The sequence below is a fragment of the Martelella sp. NC20 genome, assembly GCF_013459645.1.
GTDB lineage: Bacteria > Pseudomonadota > Alphaproteobacteria > Rhizobiales > Rhizobiaceae > Martelella.
This window is the reverse complement of record NZ_CP054861.1, coordinates 1,548,611-1,564,810: the sequence shown is the minus strand read 5'-3', so window position 1 is coordinate 1,564,810 and position 16,200 is coordinate 1,548,611. Positions and strand designations below refer to the sequence as shown.

Below are 16,200 nucleotides of genomic sequence, written 5' to 3'. Positions count from 1 at the left end.
GAGACGAAGAGATGCGGAATGAACTCGAAGCAAAGCGCCGCAAGGCGCTTGAAGGTGGCCAGGGCAAGGCCCGCGACAAATACCTCAAGTCCGGCAAACTGCTTGTTCGCGACAGGCTGAAGCTGTTGTTCGATGATGGTTTCGCCTTCGAGGACGGACTTCTTGCGGGAAGCGAACGCGACCTGCCTGCCGACGGTATCGTCACATGCATTGGCAAGGTGAACGGCCAGGATGTCGCCGTTATCGCCAACGACATGACCGTCAAGGCCGGCACCTGGGGACCGCAGGCCCTGTTGAAGTTCAATCGGATGCAGGACCTCGCGCTCGAGGCCGGGATTCCCATCGTCTATCTCGTCGACTCGGCCGGCGCGCGCATCGACGAGCAGAAGTCGCTGTTCCTCGGCCGCAACGGCTGGGGCAATATCTGGTACAAGCAAGTCCAGATCTCGGGCCGTGTGCCGCAGGTCTGTGTGCTGTTCGGGCCGTCGCCGGCGGGGGCGGCCTATGTTCCGGGCCTTTGCGATCTGGTGATCATGGTGGACAAGCAGGCGTCGGCCTTTCTCGGCTCGCCGCGCATGGCCAAGATGACCATTTCCGAAGATGTCACCGACGAGCAGATGGGCGGCGCAAGACTGCACTGCATGTTCAGCGGTCTTGGCGATGTCCTGGTCAAGGACGATGCGGAGGGCATCACAAGCGCCAAGGAATATCTCTCCTACCTTCCCGGCAACTGGGAAGAGCCGGCCCCGATGGCCGAGGCCGTTGCCGCCGAACCCGCCGCCGCCGCCCGCATCAATGAGGTCGTGCCGAAGAACCAGAATGTCCCCTATGATGTTCATGACCTGATCGACGGGCTTATCGACGAGGGCACCTTCTTTGAGGTGAAGGCGCTCTACGCCAAGGAGATGACCGTGGGCTTTGCAAGGCTCGGCGGGCGACCGGTCGGCATTGTGGCCAACAATTCAAAGCACAAGGGCGGGGTGATCTTTTCGGACACTTCGGACAAGGCGGCCCGTTTCATCTGGACCTGCAACGCCTACAACGTGCCGCTCCTGTTCCTTCAGGACGTCAGCGGCTACATGATCGGCAGTTCGGTGGAAAAGGGCGGCATTATCCGCCATGGCGCAAAGCTGTTGTCCGCGGTCTGCGAATCCACCGTGCCGCGAATCTGCGTGCTGGTCCGCAAGGCCTATGGCGGCGGGTATCTGGCAATGTCCGGGGCGCCCACGCATCCCGACGCAATGCTTGCCCTGCCAACGGCGATGCCGGCCCTGGTCGGCCCCGAGGCCGCCGTCAACGCGATCTATTACAACAAGATCATGGAACTGCCCGAAGAGGACCGGGCGGAATTCATCCGGCAAAAGCGGGATGAATTTGCGCAGGACATCGACGTCTACAAGGCCGCCGCCGACACTTTCGCGGCAGAAGACGTGCTTGCACCGGAAACGCTTCGCGACGATCTCATCAAGCGTTTCGCAATCTACAGCCGCCGGAAAGCGCCCGTCATCCCGCGCCGCTCCGCCGTTCATCCCGTCTAAGGAGTAAAAAAATGGCAAAAACGATCGATTCTATCATGGCAGGAAACGTCTGGAAGATCCTGGTCAAGGAAGGCGACAGTTTCGATATTGGCGATACTGTGGCAATCCTTGAGTCGATGAAGATGGAGATCAACATCGAAGCCGACGATGCCGGCACGGTGGACAAGCTGATGGTCGCCGAAGGCGATACCGTCGACGAGGGCACGTCGCTCTTCAGTTATTCCTGATAGGCATCAGCTAGAGATGGGGAGGATAGTAAAATGATGAGAATGGATGTCGGCTCTCATGTCACCCACAACGCGGGACGATTTCCGGACAAGACAGCTCTTATCCAGAACGATCGCAACGTGAGCTATGCCGAGCTGGACCGCGTGTCCAACCGGATCGCCAACGCGATACGCGCAACCGGAGCCAGCAGCGGCGACCGCATCGCCATGGTGATGCATTCGACGATAGACTGGGTCGAAGCCTTCGTCGGCATCATCAAGTCCGGCTGCGTGGCGGTCCCGTTGAACTATCGGCTGATGGCCCATGAAATCGCAGCGCTTGTCGCGGATTCGGGCGCCGGGATCGTGTTCGTGAGTTCTGATCTGGTTGGTCTGACCTCCGAGGTTTCGGGGATCGATACGCAGGTCGTTTTCGACACCGCGGACCGCGACGGGTTTCTGGCCGATGCGTCATCGGAGCCCTGCGGCGTGGAAATTGACCGCGCGTGGACCAAGGTCATCATTTATACCGGCGGCACGACCGGCCCCTCGAAGGGCGTCATGCTTTCGCATGAGAACGTGTTCTGGAATACGCTGCACGAAGTCATCGACACCCGGATGCACGAGGATGACAACACCATGTTGCTCACCCCGCTGCATCACGCCGCCGCGCTGAACTGCTGGCTGCTGCCGCATCTCTATCTTGGCGCCACGGCGACGATCGTTCCGAAATACGACCCGGCGCTGGCCATCGCGACCATCGAAAAGCACAAGGTGACGAACGCCTTCACGCCGCCCTCGATGGCGCGTGACATCTTCAATCACCCTGACGCTGCAAAAGCGGACCTCAGTTCGTTCCAGCGCTGGTATGTCGGCGGCGCCAACCTGTCGCGGCGGGACCGGAACCGGATGCACGACCTGATCCCCGGCGTGGAGATCTTCTTCCAGTACGGGTTGTCCGAGGCGGGCGTGATCGTGACGGTTCTCAAGGAAAAGGACTATGAACGCGCGCCGCAGGGCTCCATCGGCCGCGCCTTCCTGAACTTCGACGTCAAGATCTTCCGCGAGGATCTGAGCGATGCCGAAAGGGGCGAAGTCGGCGAAATCGCCGTGCGGGGTCCAAGCGTGATGAAGGGCTATCACAACAAGCCCGATGCGACCGCCAAAACTTTTCACGAGGGCTGGCTGCGGACCGGCGACATGGGGTCGATGGACGAAAACGGTTTCGTCCAGTTCCACGACCGCCTGAAGGACATGGTCAAGACCGGCGGGCTGAACGTCTATTCTCAGGAGGTCGAGCAGGCACTGCTGAAGCATGCTTCGGTGCGCGAAGCGGCGATCCTGGGCTTCCCGAGCGAGAAGTGGGGCGAAGAGGTGGTCGCGGTCATCGTATGCCAGGACGGCTGTTCGGAGGATGCGGCCGAACTGATCGCCTTTGCAAAAACCGAACTCGCCGGCTACAAGGTTCCCAAGCGGATCGTTTTCCTCGGCTATGGCGAAATTCCGATCAACGACAGCGGCAAGATCGCCAAGAAAGAGCTCAGGGCCAGGCTGGTCCCCGACAAGGAAGTGGAAGATGTCTGAACAGATCATGCCGGCTGACCTGCTGAAGGGACAGACGATCCTGGTCACGGGCGCGGGGCAAGGGAATGGTAGGGCGATCGCTCTTGGCATGGCCGCTGCCGGAGCCCGCATTGTGAGCGCCGATCTGAACGGGGACACCGCGGCGAAAACCGCGCGGGATTGCGGCGCGGACGCCCGGTCCTTTGTCCTCGATATCTCGGATCGCGACAGCGTGCTGGCCATTGCGGCAGAAATCGAGAGGTCCTGCGGCCCGATCGACTGCCTGGTCAACAATGCGGGCATCCTGCTCAGGGGTCGCGTCGAGGAAGATCCCGACATCGAAAAGTGGAAGAAGACCTTCGAGGTCAACGTGACCGGAAGCTATTCGGTCGCCATGGCGTTCCTGGATCAGCTCAAGGCGACCAAGGGGTCGATCATCAATATCGGGTCGATCCAGTCCTTCGTCGCCACGCCGAATTCCACGGCCTACACCGCTTCCAAGGGGGCGGTGCTGCAGATGACGAAGTCCCTCTCTGTCGAGCTTGCGCGCTACGAAATCCGGGTGAACGGAATAGCCCCCGGCGTGATGCGCACGCCGATGACGGCCGAGACGCTGTCCAACGAAAAGGCATCGACCGCGCTGCTGAACCATATTCCCATGCGCCGCGCGGGCGAGCCGGAAGAACTCGCTGGACCGGCGGTGTTTCTGGCTTCGAGATTGGCGAGCTATGTCACGGGTGTTATGCTGCCCGTCGACGGAGGATATCTGTCTGTCTGATGAATTTGGCGGGAAGTTACATTGAGAACACTGGGGTCCAAGGGCGAGGTTACCGAAAAGCTGCTGCGTGAGGCTGGCATACGCCTGATCGCGCGGCACGGATATGATGCAGTCAGCCTCAGGCATCTGGCAAAGGAAGTCGGAATTCAGGCCGGCTCTCTCTACAACTACATCAGCAACAAGCAGGATTTTCTGCATGCGCTGATGGGAGACATCATCCGCGATCTGAACAACGACATGGAACAGGCTATGGCGGGTCTGGACGACCCGCTCGAAATGCTCCGCGCCTTTATCCGGGTGCACATTCTGTTCCACACCAAACGCAAGGACGAAGTGTTCATCGGCAATATGGAGCTGCGCAGCCTTACCGACGAAAACCGGGCCGACATCGTGAAGATGCGTGACGAATACGAGGACCGGCTGGATCATATTCTGAAGAAAGGTCAGGAAAGCGGCATCTTCAGATTTTCGAACCGACGCACCGTCCGGCTCGCCCTGTTCGCGATGCTCACCCAGATTGCCAACTGGTACAGCCCGAAGGGCAAGGAAAGCATCAGCTCCATCACGGAAGAATATATCGACCTCGCCGTCGCCATGCTGCGCGTGCCCGAGGAACACCTGATGGAAGCGGCATAGGCGCCCGCCCGATCAGCGGACGCCGATATCCCTGATCAGCTGCGGAAACGGCTCAGGCTTCCGGCGTGCATGACTTTTCCGGGCAAGGTGTGACCGAACATGGCCTCGGCCATCCGCGCGGTTTCGATCAGCGCGTCGAGATCCACGCCCGTGCTGATGCCCATCTCCTCACACATGAAGACAATATCTTCGGTGCAGACATTGCCCGCCGCGCCCTTGTGATCGGCAAACGGGCAGCCGCCAAGTCCGGCGGTCGAGCTGTCGAACTGGTCAACGCCCATGCGCAAGGCGGCATAGACGTTCGGCATACCGGTGCCCCTGGTATCGTGCAGGTGCAGCCCGACCCGCAGATCGGGGTAGCGTTCCCGCAGCGCGCCGACCCTTTCCTCGATATCGCGCGGCATCGCGAAACCCACCGTATCCGCAAGATAAATGCCCTTGAGCGGCTGCGAATACTCTTTCGCCAGCTCCACGATCCTGGCCGCCATGTCCATCACCCGGCTGATCGGTACGTGACCTTCATAGGTGCATCCGAAGGCCGTCATGATGTAACCCCACTCAAGCTCGATATCATGAGCGCGGTAGGTCTCCAGCCATTTGCGTTGCTCGTCGAAGGTCTGCTCGATGTTCTTGTTGGTGTTCTTGATCGAAAAGGTTTCCGATGCCGTGACGCGCAGCGATCCCATGATGTCGAGCGGCAGTTCCAGCGCGCGCTCCAGACCTTGCTGGTTCAGCCAGAGGCCGGTATAGCGAACGCCGTCGCGCTTGGGGATGGCGCGGGCAACCTCGTCTGCGTCGGCCATGCTTGGCACCCGCTTGGGGTTGACGAATGACACGCAGTCGATCTGCTTGAGACCGGTTGCGGCAAGAGAGTCGATCAGCTCTACTTTCTGATCTACCGTCAACTGCGCCTTCTCGATCTGGATGCCTTCGCGCGGGCCCTCTTCGTGCAGATGTATGGCCTTCGGAAAGTCGCTCATTGTTTTATGCCCTTGCATCTCGATTTGTAAACTAACGTATGTTTGTATATGTCATTGAGACGTTTTCTTCAAGCCTTGTTCCCGACAGGGTGCTAGGATCGAAGTACGGATGGAGGAAGCTTTGGGTATCATCAGGGAAACGCGCGGACCGGTGGCGTGGGTGTCGATCGACAGGCCGGCCAAGCTGAATGCTATCGATCCGGAGACGCACGAGGCGCTGGCCGCGATCTGGCCAGAACTGGAAGCCGACGACGAGGTGCGGGCCATCGTTCTGACCGGCGCGGGAGATCGGTCCTTCTGTGCGGGGGCCGATATCGGGACTTTTCTGCCGTATCTGGCGTCGGCCATCGAGGCCGGCAAGGACCCACAACATTTCTGCGGCCTGACCAACCGACGGCTGGGCAAACCATTGATTGCCGCGATCAATGGCGACGCCATGGGCGGCGGGCTGGAACTTGCGCTGGCCGCGGATATTCGGATCGCGTCCGACCGCGCGCGGTTCGCGCTTCCCGAAGTCCGGATCGGCGCGATGGCGGGCGCCGGCGGCGTCACGCGGCTGAGGCGCATGATCCCTCCCGCAGTTGCCGAACACATGATTCTGACCGGAGAGCCGATCAGCGCCGCGCGCGCCTGCGAGATCGGTCTGGTGTCCGAGATCGTGCCGGCGGCGGATCTTGCGGTGAGGGTGTCCCAGATCGCCCACCGCATCGCCGCCATGCCGCCACAGACAATTCGCGCCTGTCGGGAACTGGCTGACGACGACCATCTGCCGATCGACGCCGCACTTGAAAATGAAAGGGCCGCGTTCCGCACCCTGATGCATTCGCAGGTGCTGCGCGACAATCTTGCGCGGTTCTCGCAAGAACGCACCCGCATGTTCGGTGGGTCAGAGTAAGGCTCCGCGTCACGGGAGATTCCGACGGGCCGGAAGCCTGCTACGCCGGACGGCCGGGGCCGGCGCAGCGGTCGAATCTAGACCAGATCCTTGATGTTCTCTTCGACGAATTTCGTGTGCAGCCGATCCGCCCGGAACTCCGGGTGCCGCACGAGCTGTCGCAGAAACGCGATATTCGTCCTCAGCCCTTCGAACTCGGTCGCATCGAGCGCTTCGGTGAGCCGGTGGATTGCCTGGTCGCGATCATCCCCCCAGGCGATCACCTTCATCACAAGGCTGTCGTAGAACGGAGTGACGGAATCGCCCGCCTCGAACCCCGTGTCGACGCGGATATCGGGCAGGTCCGGGAGGCTCAGCTTCTCGATCTTCCCGGGGCTGGGGATGAACTGCTTGTCGGGGCGTTCCGCGCAGACCCGCACTTCGATTGCGTGGCCATCGTCGCGGACAGCGCCCTGTGTCAGTTCCTGCGACAGGTCCTCGCCCAGCGCTTGCCTGATCTGCAGTTGAACAAGATCGAGACCGGTGATCATCTCGGTGACGGGATGTTCAACTTGCAGGCGGGTATTCATCTCCATGAAGTAAAACGCACCGGTCTCGTCATCGTAGAGATATTCGACCGTGCCGGCGCCGACGTAGTTTGTGGCCCTGGCAAGCGCGACGGCCGAATCCAGCATGCCCTGCGCCGCCTTCGGATCGAGATGTCTCGGGCGGGCCTCCTCCAGGATTTTCTGATAACGCCGCTGCGCGGAACACTCGCGATGCCAGAGGTGCACCGCCCCCTCGCCGCCGAAGCCGAAAACCTGCACCTCGATATGGCGGGCGCGGCGGACGAGCTTTTCAAGATAGACGGAAGGGTCCGAAAACGCCCGCTCGGCCTGCGCCGAGGTGGTCTGCACGGCGGCCACCAGCTTGTCGGCCGCCTCGACCGGGCGCAGACCGATCCCGCCCCCTCCCCCGGCAGCCTTGACCAGCACCGGAAAGCCGATCTGTTCTCCTGCGGCGAGAATCCCCTCCGCGTCCGCGGGGTCCAATTTTGGCGTTCCCTCGAGAACCGGCACGCCGGCACTGCGGGCCACGGCGCGCGCCTCGTTCTTGTCCCCCATCATGCGGATCGTCTCCGCCGACGGCCCGATAAAGGCGATGCCGGCCTGCTCACAGGCCTCTGAGAAGCCGGTGTTCTCTGACAGGAAACCGTAACCGGGATGGACGGCGGCGGCGGCGATGCGCGTCGCGACTTCCAGTATCCGCCCGGCATCAAGATAGCTTTCGGTCGGCCGGGCGGGGCCGATCTCGTGCGCTTCGTCAGCTAGGCGCACGTGCAGCGCGGACTTGTCCGCCTCGGAATAGACCGCGACGGCCTCATACCCCATCTTCTGTACGGTACGGATGATGCGGCAGGCGATCTCGCCACGGTTCGCGATGAGAATCTTCTTGGTCATGTCCTACCTCGTAACGTCAGAATGAGCGGGGAAAACCGAGCCAGCGTTCGGCGATCATGTTCAGCGACATATTCTGGTTGAGCGGCGCGAAGGAATAGAGCCGGACATCGCGATAATAACGCTGGATGGGCAGGTCCATGTCGAAGCCGGCGCCCGCAAAAATCTCCATCCCGGTATCGGTGCAGTCCACGGCGGCACGGGCCGACGCCCATTTCGCCATCGAGCTCAGCACATCCGTCGCCTCGCCGGCCTCATCGCGGCGGGCGGCTTCCATCACCATGGACCAGGCGGATTCGATGGCGATGCCCGCCACCGCCAACTGGTGCTGGACGGCCTGGAACTGGCCGATCGGTCGCCCGAAGGCCTGACGGTCGGCGGCATAGTCGCGCGTGACCTCGATCGCGCCCCGGCCGATGCCGACGGCCACCGCGGCAGCATTAATCCTCTCGCCATTGAGCGTCGCGACCACCTGCGGAAACCCGTTGTCGAGCTGACCGAGGATGGCATCGGCCGGCACGCGGACATTGTCGAGCGACAGGGCATTTGTGTCATAGCCGTTGATCGCCATCGTGTTCAGTTCAGTGGCCTGGACGCCTTCGGCGCGGGTGGGGACAAGGAACATGGAAAGGCCCCGGCTGCGATGCTCCCCGGTCCGGGCAAGGACAACCATGATGTCGCTGGTCGAGGCGCCGCTGATCCACATCTTGTTGCCGGAAATCAGCCAGTCGTCGCCGTCGCGCACGGCCTTGGTCTTCATGGAGGCCAGGATATCCGTGCCGCCGCCAGCTTCGGTCAGGCAGAAGGAGGCCTTGGACTGCCCCTTGAGCAGCGGCACCAGATACTCCACCTTCTGCGCGTCGCTGCCGTTTTCCTTGATGATGCGCGTGATCATGTAATGCACGACCATAAAGACCGCCATCGAGGTCGCCTTGCGGCCGAGCACCTCGAGCACAATGGCCTGCTCCACGACCCCGCCGCCGCTGCCGTCCATTTCTTCCGGTATGCCGATGCCCATAATGCCCAGTTCGGCAAGGGCAGCGTGCAGATCCGCGTCGAAGGTCTTGGCGTTGTCGAGCCGCTGAACCTTGGAGACCGGAGAGACACGGTCGATCGTTCCCTCGAGGGCCTCGCGCAACATTTCCTGTTCGGGTGTGACGTTTATGAGATGGGGCAGCATTTCGACCTCCTTGGCGCCTATTCTCAGGCATGATTATCTGTTTGACAAAAGAACGGCTGTTTGTTTTTATACGCGAGGAGGAAGCGATGATCAAGATTACATACAGCATATTCGCAAGAAAGGATCTGGCTCCCGATATTGTTCGGTCCCGATGGATGGACGAACACGGGGACATGGTGCGCCGCTTTTCCGAAAAGCTTCGTCTGGCGCGCTACGTCCAGACCCTGCGGACTCCGCACAGGCTCGAGGGCGTGATGGCCGCCTCCAGGAACCAGCCGGCGCAATACCCGTTCGGCATGGCCGAGCTCTACTGGCGAAGCCGGGAGGACCTGGAGTGGTCCTTCACCGACGCGGACGCGCGCGAATGCTACCGCCAGCTTCTGGAGGACGAGAAGCGGTTTGCCGAACGGACGGAGTGGATGCCCTGGATCGGGGCTGAACATGTGGTCATAGACGGAGAGGTTACCCATGAATGAACGCGACCTGTTCGGTCCCGTCACAATCGGCGGCATCGAACTGAAAAATCGGATCGCGATGGCGCCGATGACCCGCAGCCGCGCGGATTTCGAGGGAAATGTCAGCCCGCTTGCCGCCGAATATTATGCGCAGCGGGCGTCTGCGGGGCTGGTCATCACCGAGGCCATTGGCATCAACCCGCAGGCCCATGGCTATCCATTCACGCCGGGCATCTGGTCGGCTGAGCAGCGTGCGGCCTGGCGCGCCGTAACCGATGCGGTCCATGCGGCGGGTGGGCACATCTGCGCCCAGCTCTGGCATGTCGGGCGGGTCTTCTCGAAGCGCAACAACCCGCTCGGTCTGGATGCGCTCGGGCCGTCAGCCGTGGCGCCGGCCTTCAAGATTTTCACCAAGAGCGGGGTGGAAGATATCGGAACGCCCCGGCCGATGACCGCCGAGGACATCGCACAAACGATCGAGGATTTCGCCACGGCCGCACTTGCCGCGCTGGAAGCGGGCTTTGATCTGGTCGAGCTGCACTGCGCCAACGGCTACATCATCGAACAGTTCCTGTCCGACGAAGCCAATCAGCGCACGGATGCCTACGGCGGCTCCCGGCAGGCCAGGCTCAAGTTCCTCTCCGATATCCTGGACGCCATCCGCGCCAAAGCGGGCGATCTTTCCCGGATCGGCATCCGCCTGTCTCCGTCTGGCGATTTCAATGGCATCCGCCATAGCGATCCCATGGGGGCATTCCGCGATGTGCTGGGGCTGATCGAAAATCAGGGGCTTGCCTACCTGCACATTATCGAGCCTTCGATTTCCGGCGATGGAAGCCGGCGCGTGGCCGGCGAATCCGAAGCGCCGGACGTCCTCGCCATTGCGCGGGCGGCTTTTTCGGGCCCGATCATCGCCTGTGCCGATTACGACCGCGCGCGCGCCGAGGACGCCATCCGCACGGACCGCGCCGATATGGTCGCCTTCGGGCGTCCCTATATCTCGAATCCCGACCTTGTCGAACGCCTGAAGGCAGGCATCGCGCTTGCCGAATACGACCGGTCGACTTTCTACACCCGCGGCGCAAAAGGATACGTCGATTATCCCCGCCTGCTGCCTGCGGAAGAAGATGCCAACACCTGACGCAGAGGAGAAATGCAATGGAAAAGGTAGTGCCAATCGTCACACGGGCTGGAGCCGAGGATAAGAGGACCGCACAGTCGGATGACTGCGTGCGGGTCTCGGGGGTCAGCCCGCAACACACCCCCGCCACGAAAATCTGGTTTGGCAAGGTTTTCAACGAACCCGGTCACCGCTCACCGCCGCATCACCACAAAGAGTGCGAAACGGGCGGCTATGTCCTGAAGGGCCACGGGCGGATCTATTTCGGCGACGACTACAAGGAATACACCGACATGTACGCGGGCGATTTCGTCTTCGTCCCCCCGTTCATGCCGCATGTCGAAGTCAACATGAGCACCACGGAGGAACTGATCTGGCTGACCTGCCGGACCCCCGACAATCTGGTCGAGAACCTGCCGGATGTGCCGGATGAACAGCTTGAAGGCTACCGCCGTTCCTGACCGCTTCCCCGGAGATCATCATGCAAAACGCCACTTCCCTGTCGCAGAGCCTATCCGGCGGCCTGGTCCGATCTTTCGGCGCCATCGTCCTCGGCTCCGTCCTGATGACCCTTGCCGCCAAGTACCAGGTGCCCTTTTACCCGGTGCCCATGTCGCTTCAGACGCTGGTGGCCATTGGCGTCGGCTTTGCCTTCGGCCCGGTTCTCGGATCGCTGTCGATCGTCTTCTACCTCGTAGAGGGCGCTCTGGGGCTTCCGGTCTTTGCCAACGCGCCTGAACGCGGGATCGGGCTGGCCTACATGATGGGCCCGACCGGGGGCTATCTCGTCGGCTTTGTCCTGGCGGCGGCGACCGCAGGACTGCTGTCCCGAAGGTTCCGTGTCAGGCGCTACCGGTCCGCGCTGGTCGTGGCGCTTAGCGCCGGGGCCATGGTGTATCTCCCCGGCCTCGCATGGCTGGGCTCGATGATCGGCTATGGCAGGACGCTTCTGGACGCCGGGTTCTACCCGTTCCTGCCGGGGGACCTCATCAAAGCCGGCATCGCGGCGCTGGTCTATGTTCAGGCCATGCGCATTCGCGACCACAGTAAAGCGTGACCCACGATGCGACTTCTGAGCTATCGAACTGCTGACGAGGCCCCCGACTACGGCGTTCTGGCCGCCGACGGTCAAGGCGTCGTCAGCCTATCATCCCATGCCCCGTCCCTGAAGGCCTTTCTGGGACTGGACAACTGGCAGGAGATCGCGGCCGGAGCGGAAACTGCCCCGGCAACGACCGCTCTGGCGGATGTCGACTTTCTGCCCGTCATTCCGGATCCGGCCAAGATTTTCTGTGTGGGCGTGAACTACGCAAGCCACCTCAAGGAAACCGGGCGCGACCTGCCCGAAAAGCCGATGATCTTCATCCGGTTCGCCCAGTCCCAGATGGGACACGGCCGCCCGGTGATCCGCCCCGCGGTGTCTGACAGGCTGGACTTCGAGGGCGAGCTTGCCGTCATCATCGGGTCTCATCTGCGCTATGCGCCCCCGGAGGCAGCGCTTGCCGCCGTCGCAGGTTATAGCTGCTACAACGATTGCAGCATCCGGGACTGGCAGCGCCACACGACCCAGTTCACGCCTGGCAAGAACTTCCCCTCGACCGGCGCCTTCGGCCCCTGGATGGTCACGCGCGAGGCCTTCGGCGCGATCGGTCCGCAGAAGATCGTTACGCGACTGAATGGCGAGGTGATGCAGGACGGCCGGCTCGATGATCTCATATTCGATGTCGGCCAGCTGGCCTCCTACATGTCCTATTTCTGCGCCCTGGAACCGGGAGACGTCATCATCACCGGTACCACCGGCGGGGTCGGCGCCTTTCGCGATCCCCCGGTCTGGATGAAACCCGGCGACCTGGTCGAGGTCGAGATCGACGGAATTGGCGTGCTGCGCAATCCGGTGGAAGGCGAAGCCCCATTGAAGAGCCCGGCCTGGTGATGCGCACGCGCGAACAGGGAGCCGGACCGCTTCTTGCCGGCAAGGTGGTCCTGATCACCGGCGGCGCATCCGGCATCGGCCGGGCCGCCGCGATCCTGGCCGCGCGCGAAGGCGCCCGGCTCTTCATCGCCGACATCAACCTGGCCAGCGCGCGCTCCACCCAGGCCGAGATCGAGGCGGAGGGCGGCACGGCAGAGGCGCTGCGGGTGGACCTTTCGGACGCTTCAACGATCACCGCGATAATTGCGCATCTGATGGCAGCGGCGGGGCGTCTCGACGGCGCGTTCCTGGCGCCCGGCGATATGGAGGCCTACAACCTGCACGAACAGGCCCAGCATCTTTACAGGACGCGCGCCGCCAGGGTTTTCGTTGCCATCGGAATGCGGAAGGACATGTATGATGGCCTTCCCGAGGACCTGCAGAATGTCTTCAAGGAGGCTGGCAACAATGCCATGATCAATATGGCAAAGATGGATGAACAACTCACATCCGAAGGGCTCGAGAAAATGGCTGCCGAGGGCGTGACCATTGTCGAACCGTCGGAAGAGGACAAGGCCGAGATCCGCCGACGGTTGGATTCCATGATCGGAGAGTTCCGCGAGAACAACAAGGACCTGCAGGATCCGTCGGTGGACGAGGTTCTTTTCTCCCTCGCGGCGCTTTCGGAGAAATACTCTGATCTTTCGGACGAGGAAATCCTGACGATCTGGAAGAATGATCCGATCGACAACTTCCTGCCGTGATCTGGCCGGCCGATCATCTTTCACCGCCGACAGGCGCATCGCGATATCGCAGGCAAGTAACTGGTCGGCACTGGTCGAAGGGAAAATGTCATGTACCCACTTGAAGACGTCAAAGTAATAGACTTCAGTTTTCATCTGCCGGGACCCATGGCGAGCCTCATACTGTCGGAAGCCGGCGCCGACGTCGTCAAGGTCGAACGCCCCGGTACGGGCGACGAACTCCGTATGATTCCGCCTTTCGCAGGTGACGAAAGCCTGAGCTTCGCCATGCTCAACCGAGGCAAGAAGTCCGTCTGCTTGGACCTCAAGAACCCGCGCGCTTTCGAAATGCTGGAACCCTTGCTGCGTGAAGCGGATGTGCTGATCGAACAGTTCCGGCCCGGTGTGATGGAAAGACTGGGATTTGGCTACGACGCGATCCGCGCGGTAAATCCGCGCATTGTATACTGTTCGATCACCGGCTACGGACAAACCGGACCAGCGCGGATGAAGGCCGGCCACGACCTCAATTACTGCGCTGAGACAGGCCTGCTCTCTTTGTCTGGCGACATATCGGGCCGACCCACGGTGCCCCAGGTCACCATCGCCGACATCGCCGGCGGCAGCTATCCAGCGGTCATGAACATCCTTCTAGCCTTGCGCCGGAAGGACAAGACCGGCGCCGGTTGCCATCTCGACATTTCGATGACCCGCAACCTCTTTGCGCTGCAGTACTGGGCCGTTGGGGAGACCGCTTTCCATGGAAAGCCTCCTGCACCTTCAGACGCCCTGCTGACAGGCGGATCGCCGCGCTACGCCATCTATGAGGCAGGCGACGGACGTTATCTTGCCGCCGCGCCGATCGAGGACCGTTTCTGGCAACGGTTCTGCGAATTGATCGAGCTTCCCGAGGAATACAGGGATGACGCCAAAGATCCCGAGCGGACGCGGACTGTAGTTGCCGCAATCATGGCGCGGGCGCCGGTGGATCACTGGGACCGCCTGCTTGGAGCCGATTGTTGCTGCGCGAAAGTCCGGAACATGGAAGAAGCGATGGCGGACGCGCATTTCGCCGCGACGGGAACATTCGATCGCAAAGTAGTCACTCGCGACGGTCGCACCCTCACAGGGACGACGGTTCCGATCGACAGCGCGCTGTCCGTATCATCCGATAGAATGCAAGCCCCGAAGCTCGGCGAGCAAAACAGCCTGCTTTTCCATTCCGGCCCGAAGGACGGAACCGACTAGAGTCTGTCAGGTTCAAATCGAACCAGACAGACTCAAGATTCATTTGTTTTCGTTTGTCTTTTCGGGAAAACCGGATTCCACTTTTTCCCGACAAACTCTAGCTTTGCGAGGGCATCAGGTCGGGATGCATCTCGGGTACCCGATCCTGGAAGTCGGGCGCACGCTTTTGCAGAAAACTTTCAACGCCTTCCCTGGCGTCCGACGATCGCGACCGCGTCTTGAGCAGCCGGCTCTCTTCCATATGCGCGGACATGGGCGTGTTGGACATCGACTGTGTCCACAGAAGGCGCCTGGTCAGCACCAAACCCTTTTCGAGCGCTTCCTCAGAAGAAATGGCCCTTCCGGAGAGGCACCAATCCAAAGCCGTGTCCATGCCCACCACCCTTGGCAGGAACCAGCTGGCGGCGCCATCGGGAACGATGCCGCGGCGCGTGAAGGGATAGGCGAACTTCGATTCCTCGCTGCAAAAACGCGCATCCGACGGCAGAACCAGCGTCGCGCCAAAGCCGACGGCCGCGCCATTGATCGCCGCGATCACCGGTTTCCGACATTCCAGAATACGCAAGGTGACAACGCCGCCCAGATCCCGGTCAGCATCCGGATCGAATTCGCAATCCCGATCGTCCGTGGCATCAAAGAATGGCGCCGAACCACTGAGATCCGCGCCGGCACAGAATGCACGTCCTGCACCGGTGATGACGATGGCGCGAATGCCGTCCTCACGATCTGCGCTGTCGAGGGTTTCGAGAAGGCCGAGGGTCATCTCCCGCGTGACGGCGTTCAGCTTGTCAGGTCGGTTCAGAACTATGAGCCGATGTCGCCATCGCGCTTGAGGACGACCAATCCGTTGCGCGCTCTGGTGCTCTCAGCCATAGACGAAAAGAATTTCCGCGATCATGGCGGGCTTTGGGGCGCCCTCCAGTTCGAACTTTACGCCATATGTCACCCTCAGCCCTGCCGGGGTTTCCTCGGTCTCTTGCACCGTCAGCGCCAGCCTCACGCGGCCGTCCACGGGCACAGCGGCGAGAAAGCGTGTCTTGTTCGAACCGTAGTTCAGGATGCGGTCGGATTTCACCTCCAGTATCTGCGGCATCAGCGTGCCGAGAAGCGACAGCAGGAGGTAGCCGTGGGCTATCGTCTTGCCGCCCGGGGCCTCCCGCTTCGCGCGCTCGACATCAACATGAATCTACTGGCGATCGCCGGTTGCCTGCGCGAAAGCGTCGATGGTTTCCTGCGTGATCGTCATCCATTCGCTTGGTTCGAAAGACGTTCCAGCCAGATTGATCAACTCCCCGGGGGGACGAAAAATGGTAAGCGTTACATCCAGCCCCTTTTTTAGTGTCTTCCCGTGGTGGGGTGGGTGCCGGTATATTGGCGCGTAGCGCCAATATAGAGACGGCTTCGCAGAGAGCCGCATTTTTGCGACCCTTGTCAATCCTTTGATTTGAAACGAATTTTCTGTCAATAATCGCTCGCTTCAGCTGACTGGGTGCGCCGATGGCCTGATCTC

General features: G+C 61.4%; 19 protein-coding genes. 14 read left to right on the top strand and 5 right to left on the bottom strand.

All coding sequences use genetic code 11. The annotated features are described in order from the left end of the window. Positions 1-11 precede the first annotated feature (11 nt). From HQ843_RS07540 to HQ843_RS07520, 5 genes are read left to right on the top strand one after another with little or no spacing between them, the layout of a single operon-like run. Positions 12-1,538 (top strand): acyl-CoA carboxylase subunit beta, encoded by a 1,527-nt coding sequence (locus HQ843_RS07540; RefSeq protein WP_210275238.1) that lies wholly within the window; start codon positions 12-14, stop codon positions 1,536-1,538. A gap of 11 nt (positions 1,539-1,549) precedes the next feature. After that, positions 1,550-1,765: an acetyl-CoA carboxylase biotin carboxyl carrier protein subunit gene (locus tag HQ843_RS07535; RefSeq protein ID WP_180899107.1), complete on the top strand. Its 216-nt coding sequence runs from the start codon at positions 1,550-1,552 to the stop codon at positions 1,763-1,765. A gap of 33 nt (positions 1,766-1,798) precedes the next feature. After that, entirely contained in the window at positions 1,799-3,328 is a 1,530-nt protein-coding gene (locus tag HQ843_RS07530; protein WP_210275239.1) for a class I adenylate-forming enzyme family protein, read from the top strand. Further along, the gene (locus tag HQ843_RS07525; protein WP_246710307.1) at positions 3,321-4,085 is read left to right on the top strand and encodes an SDR family NAD(P)-dependent oxidoreductase; all 765 of its coding nucleotides are present in this window, start codon (positions 3,321-3,323) and stop codon (positions 4,083-4,085) included. Before HQ843_RS07530 ends, HQ843_RS07525 begins: the two co-directional genes overlap by 8 nt. Before the next feature lie 21 nt (positions 4,086-4,106). Next, positions 4,107-4,721, top strand: coding sequence for a TetR/AcrR family transcriptional regulator (locus HQ843_RS07520; protein ID WP_180899108.1), 615 nt, complete (start codon positions 4,107-4,109; stop codon positions 4,719-4,721). A gap of 35 nt (positions 4,722-4,756) precedes the next feature. On the opposite strand, the gene HQ843_RS07515 is transcribed toward HQ843_RS07520, so the two are convergent. Continuing rightward, positions 4,757-5,701 carry a hydroxymethylglutaryl-CoA lyase gene (locus HQ843_RS07515; RefSeq protein WP_180899109.1) on the bottom strand — a complete coding sequence of 315 codons (945 nt, stop codon included), beginning with the start codon at positions 5,699-5,701 and terminating at the stop codon, positions 4,757-4,759. Between the two features lie 121 nt (positions 5,702-5,822). Here HQ843_RS07515 and HQ843_RS07510 point away from each other — a divergent pair, with 121 nt between their 5' ends. Then, on the top strand, positions 5,823-6,596 hold the full coding sequence (locus HQ843_RS07510; RefSeq protein ID WP_180899110.1) for an enoyl-CoA hydratase/isomerase family protein: 774 nt from the start codon (positions 5,823-5,825) through the stop codon (positions 6,594-6,596). 77 nt (positions 6,597-6,673) lie between these two features. On the opposite strand, the gene HQ843_RS07505 is transcribed toward HQ843_RS07510, so the two are convergent. Together HQ843_RS07505 and HQ843_RS07500 are read right to left on the bottom strand one after the other, a co-directional pair. Next, complete coding sequence (locus HQ843_RS07505) at positions 6,674-8,035, bottom strand: acetyl-CoA carboxylase biotin carboxylase subunit (RefSeq protein ID WP_180899111.1); 1,362 nt, start codon at positions 8,033-8,035, stop codon at positions 6,674-6,676. Between the two features lie 16 nt (positions 8,036-8,051). Beyond that, on the bottom strand, positions 8,052-9,212 hold the full coding sequence (locus tag HQ843_RS07500; RefSeq protein ID WP_180899112.1) for an acyl-CoA dehydrogenase family protein: 1,161 nt from the start codon (positions 9,210-9,212) through the stop codon (positions 8,052-8,054). An 86-nt stretch (positions 9,213-9,298) separates the two neighbouring features. Here HQ843_RS07500 and HQ843_RS07495 point away from each other — a divergent pair, with 86 nt between their 5' ends. The 7 genes from HQ843_RS07495 (at position 9,299) to HQ843_RS07465 (ending at position 14,690) form a co-directional block, all read left to right on the top strand. Next, complete coding sequence (locus HQ843_RS07495) at positions 9,299-9,688, top strand: EthD domain-containing protein (RefSeq protein WP_180899113.1); 390 nt, start codon at positions 9,299-9,301, stop codon at positions 9,686-9,688. Continuing rightward, entirely contained in the window at positions 9,681-10,808 is a 1,128-nt protein-coding gene (locus HQ843_RS07490; protein ID WP_180899114.1) for an alkene reductase, read from the top strand. The genes HQ843_RS07495 and HQ843_RS07490 overlap by 8 nt, the downstream gene beginning before the upstream one ends. A gap of 17 nt (positions 10,809-10,825) precedes the next feature. After that, on the top strand, positions 10,826-11,248 hold the full coding sequence (locus tag HQ843_RS07485; RefSeq protein WP_180899115.1) for a cupin domain-containing protein: 423 nt from the start codon (positions 10,826-10,828) through the stop codon (positions 11,246-11,248). A gap of 20 nt (positions 11,249-11,268) precedes the next feature. After that, on the top strand, positions 11,269-11,844 hold the full coding sequence (locus HQ843_RS07480) for a biotin transporter BioY (protein ID WP_180899116.1): 576 nt from the start codon (positions 11,269-11,271) through the stop codon (positions 11,842-11,844). Between the two features lie 6 nt (positions 11,845-11,850). Further along, entirely contained in the window at positions 11,851-12,720 is an 870-nt protein-coding gene (locus HQ843_RS07475) for a fumarylacetoacetate hydrolase family protein (RefSeq protein ID WP_180899117.1), read from the top strand. Next, entirely contained in the window at positions 12,720-13,463 is a 744-nt protein-coding gene (locus HQ843_RS07470; protein WP_246710406.1) for an SDR family NAD(P)-dependent oxidoreductase, read from the top strand. The genes HQ843_RS07475 and HQ843_RS07470 overlap by 1 nt, the downstream gene beginning before the upstream one ends. A gap of 90 nt (positions 13,464-13,553) precedes the next feature. After that, on the top strand, positions 13,554-14,690 hold the full coding sequence (locus HQ843_RS07465; RefSeq protein WP_180899119.1) for a CaiB/BaiF CoA transferase family protein: 1,137 nt from the start codon (positions 13,554-13,556) through the stop codon (positions 14,688-14,690). A gap of 97 nt (positions 14,691-14,787) precedes the next feature. On the opposite strand, the gene HQ843_RS07460 is transcribed toward HQ843_RS07465, so the two are convergent. Together HQ843_RS07460 and HQ843_RS07455 are read right to left on the bottom strand one after the other, a co-directional pair. Then, the gene (locus HQ843_RS07460) at positions 14,788-15,492 is read right to left on the bottom strand and encodes an enoyl-CoA hydratase-related protein (protein WP_371824619.1); all 705 of its coding nucleotides are present in this window, start codon (positions 15,490-15,492) and stop codon (positions 14,788-14,790) included. Positions 15,493-15,555: 63 nt separating this feature from the next. Continuing rightward, positions 15,556-15,825 (bottom strand): hotdog family protein, encoded by a 270-nt coding sequence (locus HQ843_RS07455; RefSeq protein WP_246710405.1) that lies wholly within the window; start codon positions 15,823-15,825, stop codon positions 15,556-15,558. Between HQ843_RS07455 and HQ843_RS29200 the strand changes: the two genes are divergently transcribed. Continuing rightward, positions 15,817-16,029, top strand: coding sequence for a hypothetical protein (locus tag HQ843_RS29200; protein ID WP_210275240.1), 213 nt, complete (start codon positions 15,817-15,819; stop codon positions 16,027-16,029). The two genes, HQ843_RS07455 and HQ843_RS29200, sit on opposite strands and share 9 nt — an antisense overlap. Positions 16,030-16,200 lie beyond the last annotated feature (171 nt).